The organism is Leptospira jelokensis (genome assembly GCF_004769635.1).
GTDB classification, from domain to species: Bacteria; Spirochaetota; Leptospiria; order Leptospirales; family Leptospiraceae; genus Leptospira_A; species Leptospira_A jelokensis.
In genome coordinates, this window is sequence record NZ_RQGH01000040.1 from 93,655 (window position 1) to 107,996 (window position 14,342).

The following is a 14,342-nucleotide window of genomic DNA, read 5'->3' on the forward strand; positions in this document are numbered from 1 at the left end:
ACTTACCCTCTCACCTCCCTAAAAATTTCTTTCGGGAGATTGGGAACATCACCTGGTCCAACTAACGGCAAATAAACCATAAACAAAGTTCGACCAGGGGATGACTCCACTTCAATCCTTCCTTTATGTTTTTCGATGATTCCTTTGACGATTCCTAAACCAAGTCCTGTTCCTTCACCTTGGTCTTTTGTGGTAAAAAAGGGATCCCAAATTTTATCTTTGATTTCACTAGGAATTCCGGATCCATTGTCTTCAAAACTAATCATCACATACTCTTCTCCAATCCTTCTCGAAGAAATGATTAGTTTTGGGTGTTCTGTTTTTTTCATCGCATGGATGGCATTGGTAATGAGATTGGTCCAAACTTGATTTAGTTCATCCAAATTGCACCTAACAAGAGGGATGGCTCCGTAATTACGTTCAATTTCCACTCCATGTTTGATTTGGTTTTGCATGATGACCAGGGTATTTTCGAGTCCCTCGTGGATGTCCGAGACTTCATATGAATTTTGACCTAGGTGGGAATAATATTTTAATGCTTTCACAATTCGAACAATATTCCGAATCGCATACTTAATATTTTTGATATTTCTTTGCAAACTTAAGGTGTTCTTCAACATTTCAAATGTTTCTTTCCCACCCGATTTCCAAATCCGTAACAATTCCTCTTGCATATGCATAAGATGGTGGTCGATGAGAAAGGTAGCAAGGTCTGTGGCATCATTTTCAGGCATTCCATCTTGGATGAATTTGAATTTGGTTTCTCTTTTTAATTTAAATTTGTCCTTCGGATCAATTTTGGTGTTGGGATCTTCTTTCACGAAGCTAAACAAGATATCCAAATAAAGGGAACGAAAATCTGGATTTTGGATGAGATGGGTGATATCGCCTAAGTGTGATAATACGAATACTAAATTCGCATCTAAATTATCAGCTGCTCCGTTGATCACGGCCGCAGGTGTATTGATTTCGTGAGCTATTCCTGCTACCATCACCCCAAGCGATGCCATTTTTTCTGACTGGACGAGGTGGGCTTGGGTTTCTTCTAATTCTTTGGTTCTTTCTCTTACTTTTGCTTCCAAAGTTTCAGTTAAGTTTAAAAGCTGTTGGTAGATCATAGAATTGGAAAGGGACATGAGAGATACAGATAGGATCTCCAAAATGATTTCAATTTCCTCTAGGTCGTAAATTTTTCCTTCTTTATGTTTTCCTAGTAAAATAAATCCCACCAAACTTGATTTAATTGATAATGTGGCAACTAACTCTGATTTTGTGTCTGAAAAAAAATGTAAGGCTTCTTTTGCGATTTTTTCATGACTTGGGGAAACACATTGGATAAAATTTTCTTTGATATGGATTCCTTCCCTTTCCGATAACCATAACAAAAATGGATTAAAAACCGGAATGGAAGGTAAGTCGGAGGTCATTGTGTTTTTTGACGGTAGGAATGGCCTTGGTCGGAATTGGCCTTCTTTTTCATCCCAAGTATACACTTGCACAAATTCAGCCGGGATTTTCGCGGCTAAAAATTGACTGATGGTTTCGCTGATTTGGTCAGGGTCATTAAAGGAAATGAGTTCCTCTTTGAATTTTTCAAGGGCAAAAAGATTTTGCACCAACTCGTCGCGTTTTTTCGGTTTTTCCTCCAAAACAGTTTCGTGTTTGGGTAAGTGGAAGAGAAAAAGGGATAAAGTGAGTAAGCCCATTAGTAAAGTCGCAAATGTGAGAAGATAGGATGTTTGGAACATGCTTAGTCCATAAGCAATCGCAAACCAACCAAAGGATGAAAGAAGAATGATGCTGGAACGAAAGAAAACTTGTATTTGCATGTGGATCGTATACAATGTGAGAACTAGATAATTATGGTGTTGAATCCACTTGGGTAAAGAACAATTTACAATCGCTCGTATCTTCGGTGCTTATTATGAAATTTATTCGGAAGCCACTACCTATGCCCTAGCTGTACTCAAAGGCAAACTGCGCCTAAAAAATTCGGATGAACGCCATCCTTTTGTTGTGGGAGATATAGTCCTTGCTGAAAAATCTTCGGGAGAAGAGTGGGTTATCTCTGAAAGGATGGAACGAAAAAATTACCTCACAAGAAAGAGTGATAAAGGCGACATTCACGTGTTATGTGCAAACCTTGACCAAGTGGCCATCCTCGCTTCTTGTAAGGATCCAGAAACAAAACCAGGATTCATTGACCGGCTCCTTGCTGCCTCTTACCATACAGCCATTCCACCCCTTATCATCTTTACCAAAAAAGATTTAGTATCGGAGGAAGAGATAGAAGACAGGGAGACCTATTATAAGGAGTTAGGTTATGAAGTGATGAGTGTCTCACTCCTCTCGGAAGAGTCCATCCAACCCCTGTGGGAAAAAATCAAAGGCAAACGAACCTTTCTCTGTGGCAATTCTGGGGTGGGGAAATCGACGCTCATGAACCACCTCCACCAAAAAACCGTACAACGTACGAATTTGGTCAGCGGATCCACCAAAAAAGGAAAACACACAACCACCAATTCTTTTGCTTTATTTTTGGAAGGAAATACCGTCCTCATCGACTCGCCGGGAGTCAAAGAATGGGGAATCCTCCACTTGACCACAACCGAACTTTGGGAAAGTTTTCCCGAATTACGAAATGTAAAGGAACGTTGTCAGGAAATTTATTGCTGTGAACTCGGTTCTAACTGCCCAATGCGCCAATACATGGAAGAGACGATGGACGAAACCCGAAAAAAGAGCCTCGAATCCATGATCGAAAGCTTGGAAAACCCCCACAGGGTAACTCGAAGGGACCATTGGACAAAAGCGGTCACAAAAAGGTATTAGGGAAAAGAGTTGCCAAGGCTTCAGTTGTTATCTATTTTAAGAAAGTTATTTCCGGAGGAAGGAATATGAAACGTACAATCATACAAAAATTGTCGGTTTTGGGATTTGTGGCGGTTTTTGCCATGTTTGCCACAGCTTGCCAAAAGGACTCAAAAGAGACTGTAACGGCTGTTACAGAAAAAAACCAACCATCTAGCAATGTCGTGATCGCCTTTGTAAAGGGAGATGTTGTGATCTTAAGAGAAAGTGGTCAAATCAAACCAAGTTTAGGTGATACTTTATCATCAGAAGACACAATTGTGACTGGCCAAAACGGATCCGTTGAACTTCTTGTTGGTGAAGATGGAGTTCTCAAACTCAACAAAAACACTTCCTTAAGTGTAAACCAAGCGTTTGCTGCAAACGATGGAACTCGCGAAACAGAAGTTAACATGCAATACGGAAAACTGGTGACAGTACTTCGTAAGGAAAGAAAAACGGAATCCTTCAGTGTTGTGACTCCAACTTCCATTGCGGGTGTTCGTGGAACAATTTTTTTGACGAATGTGGAAAACCCTTCGGCTAAAGGTGGAAACGTAGCCTGTGGATCTTCAAACTGCGTTGTAAAATACACGGTTTTAGATGGAGCAGTTGCCATCCGTAAGTCAAACTCTGAAAACGAAATCGTTGTCGACAAACAAAAGTCAGCTGAAGTTGGTTCGGACACAAAACTTTCTGATAAAATGATTAAGCCAATGGACAAACAATCCTTAGGTGAAATGAAAGAAATGTTAGTTTTTGAAAACACAAAGATGTTACAATTTGAATCATTAGCAAATGAACTCAAATCAAACAACGAAGAACTTCAAAAAATGAACATCGGTTCTTCTGTTGAGGAATTGGAAAAAGCGGCTAGAACTCGCGAAATCACCAAATCAAAGTCAGATGAAGTGATCACAACAGCGAAGTCGATCGAAGATTCCAAATACATCAAAAAAGACGTTCAAAAAGATTCACTAAAATTAGCTCCTAAAGAGAGTTTTGATAAGACGAAATGAGATATGTTTATTTACCGGTCCTTTGTTTTTTAGTCGGTTATTGTTCCTCGGTCACTCAGATCGAAACACTCAATCGAAGTTTTACAAAACCTAAGTTTGTCACTCCAGATATTGGAGAGTCTGAACCCCTTCCTTCGGGTAGAGATTACAGAGAACGACTGGTAAATAAATCCACTCCAAGTTTCACTCTCCTCTGGAAACAAATTCCAGAGGGGTTTTCTGCTTCCGACGTAAGTCTATTAGAGGAAAAAATCCTTTTCCCCCACTCCAAGTTGGGTGCTTACCAAAAATCACCTGCGAAACCAGATCCTAAGTTTTTTCAAGCAAATGACATTGATTTAGTTTTAGAACTCAGTTTATCAAAAGTAGCAGAAAGATTGTCCGTGGAAGTTTTGTACAATGACCCTGTACTTTCACAAAACTTCGGAAAGGCGGTTTTCGTTTACCAAGAAGAAAAAGAACCCAAATCCAAAAATGCGAAGTCTTTTGATGTTTTCCATGGAAAAAAACACTTACTCCCGTTAACTGAATTTGTCCCGTCATATTTTTTAGAACTGTCTTCACCGTCTTCTGATGAAGTCCGCAATATCTTTACATCGTCTTTACAAGGGAAAGTCTCTGTATTTTCCACATCCCCTGGAACCACTATCTATTTGGATGGAGTTGAAATTGGAAAAGCTCCTCTCATTGGTTTCACCTTGCAAAATGGTAAACACACACTCTCCTTTGCAAAACCAGGCAAAGACCAAGTCAAACGCAACATTTTAATCCGCGCTGGAAAAACCACAAGGGTATTCCAAGAATGGAACGACGATATTTCCCAAGGAACGGTTGTTGTTTCTAGTTTTCCCGTCGGTCTTGATGTGGTCATCGACGGTCAAAAAAAGGGAAAAACTCAATATGCAGAATCGGGAGTACCTTACGGTAGTTATCCGATCCAATTCATCCGCACGACACAAGATTCCCATTTTGAATATGCCAAAGCAGGCATCAAAATTCGACCAAAACAAATTACCTCGATCGCCTTACCAATCTCCTTGGAAGATGGAGTGGGTTGGGAGTCAGAAGAATTTTGGAACCTCACATCTTCGTCTCCTAATTTTTCAGCTACATTCCCTGGTAAGTTGACTTTCGCGAAAAACAAGGACCTTCCGAAAGGTTGGTATGGAGTGTATTCTGAGGATCTGATACCTGATTATTTGGAAGCCGAACTTGTGTTAGACTTAAAGAAATCTTATAGCGGTGCTTTAGGCCTTTCCATTCATGACCACAACCAAAATACAATTTTAGTTTATGTGGACCAAACAGACTTTCATATCGTAAAGTTTTCAGGGAACGAATCGGAAGCACCAGTTCGTTCCTCATTTCGTTGGAACAAAGAAGATGAATTGAAAGGTCGATCCATCAAATTCGCAACCGACCTTGAGAAAAAGATGATTCGTTTGTATTTAGGTAACAAAATGGTTGAAGAATTTCCATGGAGTTTTGAAACATTTTGGAATTTAGGAGTTCTCACTCCACATAATGCTCCTTTGGTGGGCATGCCACTTCGAGGATTAAAAATCCAATACCCAGACATGGTTAAGTTTGAACAAAGGTTCCAAAAATGAAACAATTGATTGTTGTATCTGTTTTACTTGTAACGTTTATCGGTTGTCGTTCTCGAGATTTCCAAGCTGTCACAGTGAAAGACACTGTGGTAGAAAAATCAGCGGTATCTGACCGTCAAAAAATCGAAGAAGCACGTTCCCTCATCGCCGATGGAAGTAATGAATTCCAAAAGGGAAACATGGATGTCGCATTGGAAAAAGCAAAAGCATCCATCCAAAGTTTTGAACTTGTAGAAGGTTATGCGTTACTCGGTGCTTCCCATTACCAATTAGGCGAATATGAAAATGCAAAAAAAGCCTACGAAAATGGTAAAAACTTAGACCCCCAAAGTGAAAAAATTCTAATTGGACTTGGAACCGTACAATCCACACTCGGTGAAAACGAAGAAGCACTCGCCACCTACCAAACGTTAAACAAATTAAAACCAGAAGAATCAATTTATACTTATAAAACTGGTCTTTTATTAAAAAATTTGGGTCGTTACCAAGAAAGTTTGGTAACTCTAAAGTCCTTAGAATCAAAACAAGACTTTCCTTACCCTATCGAATTGTTAAACCAATTGGGTGATGTGTGTTTGGAATTAAAAAAGTATGAGGAAGCTGAAAGTTATTTTGCAAGGGCTGAAAAATTAAACCCGGAACTCAAGTCAGCAAAAGATGCCAAACTCTCCACAAAAATTGCATCTCTCATCCAAAGGGGAAATGACTTTTTAAACAAAAAGAATTACCCAGAAGCAACTGCTGAATTCAAAAAAGCTACAGAACTCCAACCACAAAATGGTTCTGTTTGGTCATTTTTAGGGAATGCTCAATTATTAAATGGAAAACTAAAAGAAAGTGAAGAGAGTTTCAAAAAATCGATTTCTTTATCGGATACAAATGCAAATGCCTACGTAGGACTTTGTAATGTACTCATCCAAACACATAACTATTCTGAATGTTTAAAAACTTCGAAACAAGCGTTACAAAAAATTCCAAAAAATGCAGAGATTCGCAACAAACAAGGAATATGCGAATGGAAATGGGGTGAAGTCAAAAAAGCAACACTAAGTTTTCAAGATGCTTCTTCCTGGGATCCCAATTTTATAGAACCAAAGATGAATTTGGCTTATGTCTTAATCGATTCAGGTCGTTTTGATGAAGCACTAGATGTGTTAAAAAAAACGGAAACTCACCCGAAGGCCAAAAAGGAAGAGATCCGAAAAGCAAAAGTTTTGGCCGAATCACAAAAATTCATAGCTAGTGGTGACGTTTTTTTGCGACAAGGCAAACGCAAACAAGCGTTTGATGACTACGGAAGAGCGATGGGTGTGAATCCTGAAAACCCTGCCGTTCAAAATGCATTTGGTCGAGGTTATTTTGCCTTCAATGAATACAAAAAAGCAGAAGGTTCCTACTTAGAAGCTTACCGTATGGACAATACGAATCCAGGTGCCTTACAAGGGCTTGCTCGTGTTTACGCGAAAACCGGTGAGTCTAAAAAAGAAAAAGAATACATCAAGAAATTAGAAACCTTATCAGCAACTGATCCGTTCAGTGCCATCACTCTTGGGCGAATTGCAGAAGATGCAAGTAAGTGGGACGAAGCAGAATCCATCTATATGGGACTTAAAAAAAAGTTTCCAGGAAATGAAGCAGTGGATTACCGCTTGGGTAGTTTGTATTACAAACGTGCTGTAGAAGAAAATACAAAAGAAAATTATGCTAAAGCAAATGAATACATTCAGAAGTCTAAAAAATTTACAAAAGACATTCCTGAAGTAATCGAAACTGAAAAAACTGTTTCGGAGAACTCTCGTTTTGCGGAGATATTACCCCTTGTTAAGGAAGGGAATGCGCTTTTTAATCGTAAAAAATACATTGAAGCGGTCACTCCTTACCAAAAGGCATATGATAAAGTTCCAAAGGCATCCCTCCTTGTCAAAATAGCAGAATGTTATATTGAAAAAGGGGAAGAAGAGAAAGGCCTTTCTATTTTAGAAAATGCAGTTAAGTCCAACAAAGAAAATGCGATCTCTTTTAAAGAAGGGATTTATAGTTTTTATTACAAAAAGGGTGAGTTAAAACGAGCGGAAGATGGATTTTATGACATCTTAAAAGAAAAACCCGATTCATATTACGCTTATTATATGTTAGGACTTGTTTCTATGAAACGGAAATCCTATGACCTTGCCATTGGTGAGTTTGATAAGTCGATATTAGTGAACCCAAATTTTGCACCGAGTAACGTTGCAAAAGGTTTAGCATTTTACAAATTAAACCAAATGGATGCCGCCAAAAGGGAATTTGAAAAAGCAAGAGCGAAGGATTCTGAGTTTGGGCTTTCGTCTTATAACTTGGCAATCGCATATTTTAATGAAGACCTAACAAATGAAGCCAAATCGATCCTTGAGTCCATTCGCAAATCTGATCCAGATTTTATGGACGGGGAAATCCAATTGGCGTACATCTATTTTAAAGAAAACAAATTAGATGAAGCTGAAAAAACAATTGATCGGGTATTAAAAGAAGAACCATCGGCAGAGGCATCGTTTGCGCAGTTTCGCATTTTGGATGCCAAACAAAAACAATCTCCATCCGAAAAAACCAAATCGAAACGAAATGCTGTCAAAGAAAAAATCTTGAGGGAATATGGAGAAACCAAATATGCAAGGTTACTTCCTTCGGATGCATTGGATGATGAACCACTCCATGTTACAGACCTAAATTTATCGGGCACTCCAGTTTCCACTCCAATTGTATACCCAAATCGAATCATTGTGAATTATGGAACAGCGCTTGTTGGTTATGACAGGCTTACGAAAGAGCTGATTTGGAAACAATACACATCCACCCCTTTCCAATTGCTTGTAGCAGGGAAAGAACTTGTAGGAATTTCTAATGACACTGCCACAAAAATTTACCCTGAATCAGGTAAGATGACATTCAAAAAACAAGTATTAGCTGGTTGGAAAGTAAAACAAGGAACAGCTGATTCGAATGGATTTTATCTCCTTTTAGAAAAAGACAAATCAAATCAAAGAAAAATTGTGCGCACCAATCCTAATTTAGAGATTCAGGAAGAATGGGTTGGGAACGATACCATCGGATTTTCGCTTTCAAGTGAAGGAAAACTGTTTGTTTTGAAAGATACCAAAAAAGATTTTTTAATCCAAGTTTTAAACCCAAACCAATCATCTGAAAAAGAAGGAAAGTTATCACAAGCAATTCCAAAAAAAGATCCAAAGGAGACCGCAAATTTCCTCGGTTGTTTGGATGAGTCTTGTTTGGTATCGCTTGGTGGTCAAATCTACGAAGGAACTGAAAAAGCAAAACTCTATGCTTTGGGTAAAACTGATTCCGTTCGTTCCGTGGTAAAAAATCCTGATTCTATCTTGGTGAATACGGAAGATACCACCTATCTTTGGAAAGGTGGTTCTAAGTGGAAAGATAGTTATAAGTCGGAAGGAGATTTTTATTTTCCTTTGGATGGACTTGTTGTGGAAGGAAGAACCAAAGAACTATTACTCATCAAAGGAAAAGAAAAAACATCGGTTCCTTGGAAAGGGGACCGCGACGGCCTCCGCATTAGTACAATTACTGTTGATTAAGTGTTATCCCATAACAACGATAAAAAATCTCCCGGAATCTTTGGATCACGGGAGTTAGCATAGGGATTTTTAAAATTAAATTTTTTTGGTTCGTTTGAGGTAATAAATTCGTTTCCCTTCGTTTCGTTTTTCTGCTTCAAAAAACGAAATGGGAAATCCTGGCCTTTCGAATTCATATTCATTTCCCTCCCAGGCAAAATTAGGGAACTTTCGAAAAAGTGAAATTGTCCGCCTTGCATAAGGGCCATAGTCAGTTGCAAATAAAAGTTCTCCCCCTGGTTTTAAAAGGTCATATATTTGTTGTAACATATAGGGTTGCATTAACCTGTTTTTCCAATGTTTTTTCTTTGGCCAGGGATCTGGAAAGTTGATGATGATCGTATCAAAAATTTCTTTTTCGAGCAGTTCATCAAAAAACCATTGGAAGTTAACGGTCATATAACGGATATTCTCAAGACCCAATGTTTTTCTTTGTTTCTCTGTATGGATGATTCGGTTTACCTTTTTTTCCATCAGTAGGTAACCTGTTTGGTGGTCATTTTTTGCCAATTCGATGGCAACTTCACCCCATCCAGAACCTAACTCTAAAACAAACCGATTCGTATCTTTTGGGAAAGAATTTTTTAGGTCGATTTTTTTCCCACGTTCGTTAGGTTGCAGGAGATAGTCAGACTGATAGGGAGTTCGAATCGTAAACTTCCATAGTTTTTCTTGGATTTCTGGATTAACTAACAATTGAATTTCTTCCGATGATTTAATGTCAGGATTTTGAAAAGGAACTAAATGAAAATAACTCTTTTTGGTGTTCGAGGTTCCCTTCCCACACCGACAACAAAACAGGAACAACGAGAAAAAACTTTAAAAATTCTGCATTTGGCAAAGGAAGAGTGGAAAAAGGATCCAGACGGGTTTTCAGAAGAAGGATTTATCGACCAACTTCCCATTCCACTTTCACAAGACTTAGGTGGTAACACCACTTGTGTCCTCATCGAAGGAGAAGCGGGCGAAAAAGTCATTTTGGACATGGGGACCGGGATCCGGGTGCTTGGAAACCAACTGGCATCGGAAGCATTTAGTGGGAAAGAAATGGACATCCATATCCTTGTTTCCCATACCCATTGGGATCATATCCAAGGTTGGCCATTTTTTAAACCTGGTTACTCACCTTCAGTCAATATTCATTTTTATTCCTGTATCCCCAATCTACAAGAACGATTGGAAAGGCAACAACACCCAGAAAACTTTCCTGTTACCTTCCAACAAATGGCTTCCAAAAAACATTTTCATTTATGGAAAGAATTTGAATCTTATATGTTAGGTGGTCTAAAGATCATTCCGTTTGGACTACGCCATCCTGGTTCTTGTACGGGTTATCGAATCAGAGAAGGAAATAAAATCTTTTTATTTTGCACAGATGTAGAATACCGAGAAGAAGACCGGGAACATCTTTTAAAAATGAAACCTCAGATTGCGGGAGCGGATCTCATCATCATCGATGCCCAGTACAGCACTTCAGAGGCAGAGAAAAAAATTGGTTGGGGTCATACGGCTGTAAGTAAAGCAGTTGAATTTGCGGAAATGATGGAAATTCGTTCTGTTGTTTTGACCCACCATGAACCAGACCACACGGACCATGAAGTGGCAAGGATCATTTTGGATGAAGCCCGTTTACAAAAACCAGGTGGCATGCAGGTCCATATCGCCCATGAAGGCCAAAAATTTATCCTATAGAAGGAACGATTTCCATCCATCATTTTGATCCCAATTCCGATTGGGATTATGACTGGGGTTTATGCCATAAGTGTAGATTTGAATTCCTATCCTTCCTCACTTGATTGATTACCCTTCCTTCTTTCGTGAATCAGTACTACCGATTGATCGGTTCCTTCCTTCATTCATTCATTGATCAAATAGTTGGAGTGGTATCCTTTGCCTTCCCCTGAATATTCGGGGCAATTTAACTTTAGTTCGGCGATCCAGTGGATTTGGTATGGTTTTGCAAAAAACAATTGGATGAAAAATCGTAAAAAAGAAGAAATATTTTCTAGGGCACTCATTGTGGCAATCGGTCGCGTTCGTTTCACTGATAGTTGGCAAGATCCGTTACCAAAAGTTAATATTTCTGTTTTTGGAATCGTATAACCAGAGGTAGGTTCTTTTTCCCATTCCAATACTTCCACTTTTTCTACAGTACCTTCTAAAACTAGAGATCCTGACGGATTTAAAACCGCGACACGACGAAAATATTCACCAGGGAAGTTGGAATTGCCAATGAAGCCACCAGTAAAAATGCGATACCCATCTTTTGTTTGTGAACGAACAATCTCCCACTTCTTCGAATATTGGTAAACGGCTTCGTTTGTTAATATATGTTCAAGGCCTCCGACGCCTTTTACTTCTTCAATTACATCTTTATAACGAATGGTTCCGGTCACTGTCGAATAAGAAAATGGGATATCTGCCTGGACAAATTTACCTTTTTCGACTAAAGGAAATTTTCCATTGGAGATGGGAACACTGCCTCGTCGTGGTTTGTAATCCAATTTGATTTCCCGATCTCCGTAATTCATATAAAATGAATAAATTCCGTTTTTATACTCCATCCAGTTGTCACCACTCCTTTGGTAAAACTGACCTTTTTTGAATTCATATTCTTCTGAATCAAATTCGCGAGTGGAATAAAAAACAGGTTGGTCCTTAGTTTTTAACAATAACGATATACCATTGTTATGTGAGCCAGGTCCAAAATTACTGACGAGAAAAGTGGCAAAGAGATTGTGCCGATCACTACGGAAGGTAAAATTCCATGCCTGTAAATACCCTTCCTCAGGGAAATGTTGGGTTTTAAAATCTTGGGCTTGTAGTCCAAAGGAAAGTACAACGGTAAGACAACCTAACAAAACCAATCGGGAAAAATAGATTCGCCTTTGCACCGACAAATCCTAAGTGGAATCTCAAAAAGAAGCAAGGTTTTTCTTGGGGATTTCCTCTAGATTGACAAAAGTGTGGGGACCGAGATCTGGAATAAATCACCGAGACAAACCAAGGAAAACACAGGGTGTTCTGAATTCCCAATCGTCCGCAGGCGTTCTCTCTCCTCGGCGATCCCATCAATATGGATCCAGGTTTCCATAGCATCGTTCGGTAGAATGCGGCAGGCCACTTGGTATTCAAAGTTACCAATTTTGGCAAAAAAGATCTGGACCGAGTTTGGATCAGAATCGGCCAATTGCCGTCTGAATCCAAATTGTTTGGATTTGGTCTCTCCTCTCATTTCGTAATAATGGTTCAAGATTCGGAGGATGTGTAAAAATTCTTCCTTTTTCGTTACTAGTTCTCGCCATTCCAGGTCATTCTCATTCATACTGGAGGAGGTTTTCGAAATTGGTGTTTGGTTCTTAAAAACGGATTCGCACTTGAAAAATACTTTCCCCTATCCAGGATGAACGAAACAGACATGGTCACGGAGATCTTAGAAATATTTTGGAAAGAGAAACTTCGTTTCGCCCAATACTGTTTTGATGAATTGGCCACACTAGATGCCCAAACCTTCCAAGAAAAGGGTAAAACTGGCAAATCACCCCAATGGGTTCTCGGGCAAATGATTTCCTATGATAAAACCTTTCGCTTTTATCTACCGATTGCCCTGAAAATCAGTAGTTTTTTCTTTTTCCATAGCTTCAAAGACCAAGAAATCGAAAAAGATTTGGAAACGATTCGGGACCATTACACGCCACCTGCGTTCCCTTCCCATTTTTGGGAAATCCACATCACGGAAGCAAAAGAGTTAAAAATCAAAGCCCTCGATCCTTTGGTGGCCGTACAATGTGAATCGTGGAAGGAAGTTCTGACCCAATTAGAAGCAAAACTTTCTCTGATTTCGGAATCAGATGCTTATAGAAAAAGATATACATCCCTCACTGGAATTCATACCATTTCAGGAGCGATCAATAATTCGACAGAGTTTTGTCATTACCTTTGGAATCGTCATATGGGGAATCCAAATTGAATTTTATAAATGAGTATTAAAATAGAATGAGTTTAGGAGAAATCAATGGGAAAAATTAAAGTAAAAACACCGTTAGTTGAGTTAGACGGCGATGAAATGACAAGAATCATTTGGAAAGAAATCAAAGATCGTTTCATCCACCCTTACTTAGATATTACATTAGAGTATTATGACCTCGGTGTAGAGTATCGTGATAAAACGGATGACCAAGTGACTGTTGATTCTGCAAACGCGATCAAAAAACACGGTGTAGGCGTAAAATGTGCTACTATCACTCCAAATGCTGACCGTGTAAAAGAATACAACCTCAAACAAGAATGGAAATCTCCTAACGGAACAATTCGTGCGATTTTAGATGGAACTGTATTTCGTAAACCTATCATTATCAAAAACATTCCTGCAGCTGTAAATTCTTGGAAAAAACCAATTGCGATTGGTCGTCATGCATATGGTGACATTTATCGTGATGTGGAAATCCAAGTAGACGGTCCAGGAAAAGTAGAACTTGTATATACTGATGCATCTGGAAAGGAAAAACAAAGACTACTTGTCAATGAATTCAAAGGTGCCGGTGTTGCACTCGCAATGCACAACTTAGATGAATCCATTAAATCTTTTGCGAAAGCATGTTTCAACTATGCATTGTCTGAAAAGATCAGCATCTGGTTTGCCACAAAAGATACTATTTCTAAAAAGTACCATGCTCGTTTCCGTGATATCTTTGATACCATGGCAAAAGAACAAGAAGCCGCTATGAAAGCAGCAGGCATTACTTACAGTTACTTCCTGATTGATGATGCTGTAGCGCAGATCATGAAAAACGAAGGTGGTCAACTTTGGGCTCTCATGAACTATGATGGTGATGTGATGAGTGATATGGTTGCTTCTGGTTTTGGTTCCCTTGGTCTAATGACTTCTGTTCTTGTTTCACCAGATGGAAAATACGAATACGAGGCAGCTCACGGAACTGTAACTCGTCACTACCGCAAATACCAAAAAGGAGAAACTACTTCTACAAATTCAGTCGCTTCCATTTTTGCTTGGACGGGTGCACTTGCAAAACGTGGTGAACTTGATGGAACTCCTGATGTAGTGAATTTTGCTCACAAATTAGAAGAAGCGATCATCGAAACGATTGAGGGAGGAGAAATGACAAAAGATCTTCTTTCTCTTTCAACCGCTGCGAAAAAAACGGAATTGGATACCTTCCAATTTATGGAAGCAGTACAAAAACGTTTGGATGCCAAACTTAAATAGTTTGTCC

Annotated in this window: 11 protein-coding genes; 7 read left to right on the forward strand and 4 right to left on the reverse strand. The window is 39.1% G+C overall.

Features of this window, described 5'->3' with window-relative positions; all coding sequences use genetic code 11:
* Window positions 1-2: 2 nt before the first annotated feature.
* Window positions 3-1,829, reverse strand: a complete 1,827-nt coding sequence (locus EHQ62_RS18350) for a sensor histidine kinase (RefSeq protein ID WP_135645539.1) — start codon at window positions 1,827-1,829, stop codon at window positions 3-5.
* Window positions 1,830-1,878: 49 nt separating this feature from the next.
* Between EHQ62_RS18350 and rsgA the strand changes: the two genes are divergently transcribed.
* From rsgA to EHQ62_RS18370, 4 genes are all read left to right on the forward strand, one after another.
* The gene (gene rsgA, locus EHQ62_RS18355; protein WP_135645541.1) at window positions 1,879-2,832 is read left to right on the forward strand and encodes a ribosome small subunit-dependent GTPase A; all 954 of its coding nucleotides are present in this window, start codon (window positions 1,879-1,881) and stop codon (window positions 2,830-2,832) included.
* A gap of 65 nt (window positions 2,833-2,897) precedes the next feature.
* Window positions 2,898-3,869 (forward strand): FecR family protein, encoded by a 972-nt coding sequence (locus EHQ62_RS18360; RefSeq protein WP_135645543.1) that lies wholly within the window; start codon window positions 2,898-2,900, stop codon window positions 3,867-3,869.
* A complete protein-coding gene (locus tag EHQ62_RS18365) occupies window positions 3,866-5,479 on the forward strand; it encodes an LIC10124 family lipoprotein (protein ID WP_135645545.1) in 1,614 nt (537 codons plus the stop codon). Before EHQ62_RS18360 ends, EHQ62_RS18365 begins: the two co-directional genes overlap by 4 nt.
* The gene (locus EHQ62_RS18370; protein WP_135645547.1) at window positions 5,476-9,069 is read left to right on the forward strand and encodes a tetratricopeptide repeat protein; all 3,594 of its coding nucleotides are present in this window, start codon (window positions 5,476-5,478) and stop codon (window positions 9,067-9,069) included. Before EHQ62_RS18365 ends, EHQ62_RS18370 begins: the two co-directional genes overlap by 4 nt.
* Before the next feature lie 75 nt (window positions 9,070-9,144).
* Here EHQ62_RS18370 and trmB read toward each other — a convergent pair whose 3' ends face one another.
* Window positions 9,145-9,804: a tRNA (guanine(46)-N(7))-methyltransferase TrmB gene (gene trmB / locus EHQ62_RS18375; RefSeq protein ID WP_135645549.1), complete on the reverse strand. Its 660-nt coding sequence runs from the start codon at window positions 9,802-9,804 to the stop codon at window positions 9,145-9,147.
* Window positions 9,805-9,852: 48 nt separating this feature from the next.
* On the opposite strand from trmB, the gene EHQ62_RS18380 reads away from it, so the two are divergent.
* A complete protein-coding gene (locus tag EHQ62_RS18380; protein ID WP_135645551.1) occupies window positions 9,853-10,800 on the forward strand; it encodes an MBL fold metallo-hydrolase in 948 nt (315 codons plus the stop codon).
* A 164-nt stretch (window positions 10,801-10,964) separates the two neighbouring features.
* On the opposite strand, the gene EHQ62_RS18385 is transcribed toward EHQ62_RS18380, so the two are convergent.
* Both EHQ62_RS18385 and EHQ62_RS18390 read right to left on the reverse strand, forming a co-directional pair.
* Window positions 10,965-11,990, reverse strand: a complete 1,026-nt coding sequence (locus EHQ62_RS18385) for a hypothetical protein (RefSeq protein WP_425269552.1) — start codon at window positions 11,988-11,990, stop codon at window positions 10,965-10,967.
* Window positions 11,991-12,058: 68 nt separating this feature from the next.
* Window positions 12,059-12,433, reverse strand: a complete 375-nt coding sequence (locus tag EHQ62_RS18390; RefSeq protein WP_135645555.1) for an LIC_13246 family protein — start codon at window positions 12,431-12,433, stop codon at window positions 12,059-12,061.
* A gap of 78 nt (window positions 12,434-12,511) precedes the next feature.
* On the opposite strand from EHQ62_RS18390, the gene EHQ62_RS18395 reads away from it, so the two are divergent.
* Entirely contained in the window at window positions 12,512-13,078 is a 567-nt protein-coding gene (locus EHQ62_RS18395) for a hypothetical protein (protein WP_135645605.1), read from the forward strand.
* A gap of 45 nt (window positions 13,079-13,123) precedes the next feature.
* A complete protein-coding gene (locus EHQ62_RS18400) occupies window positions 13,124-14,335 on the forward strand; it encodes an NADP-dependent isocitrate dehydrogenase (protein ID WP_135645557.1) in 1,212 nt (403 codons plus the stop codon).
* Window positions 14,336-14,342: the final 7 nt, after the last annotated feature.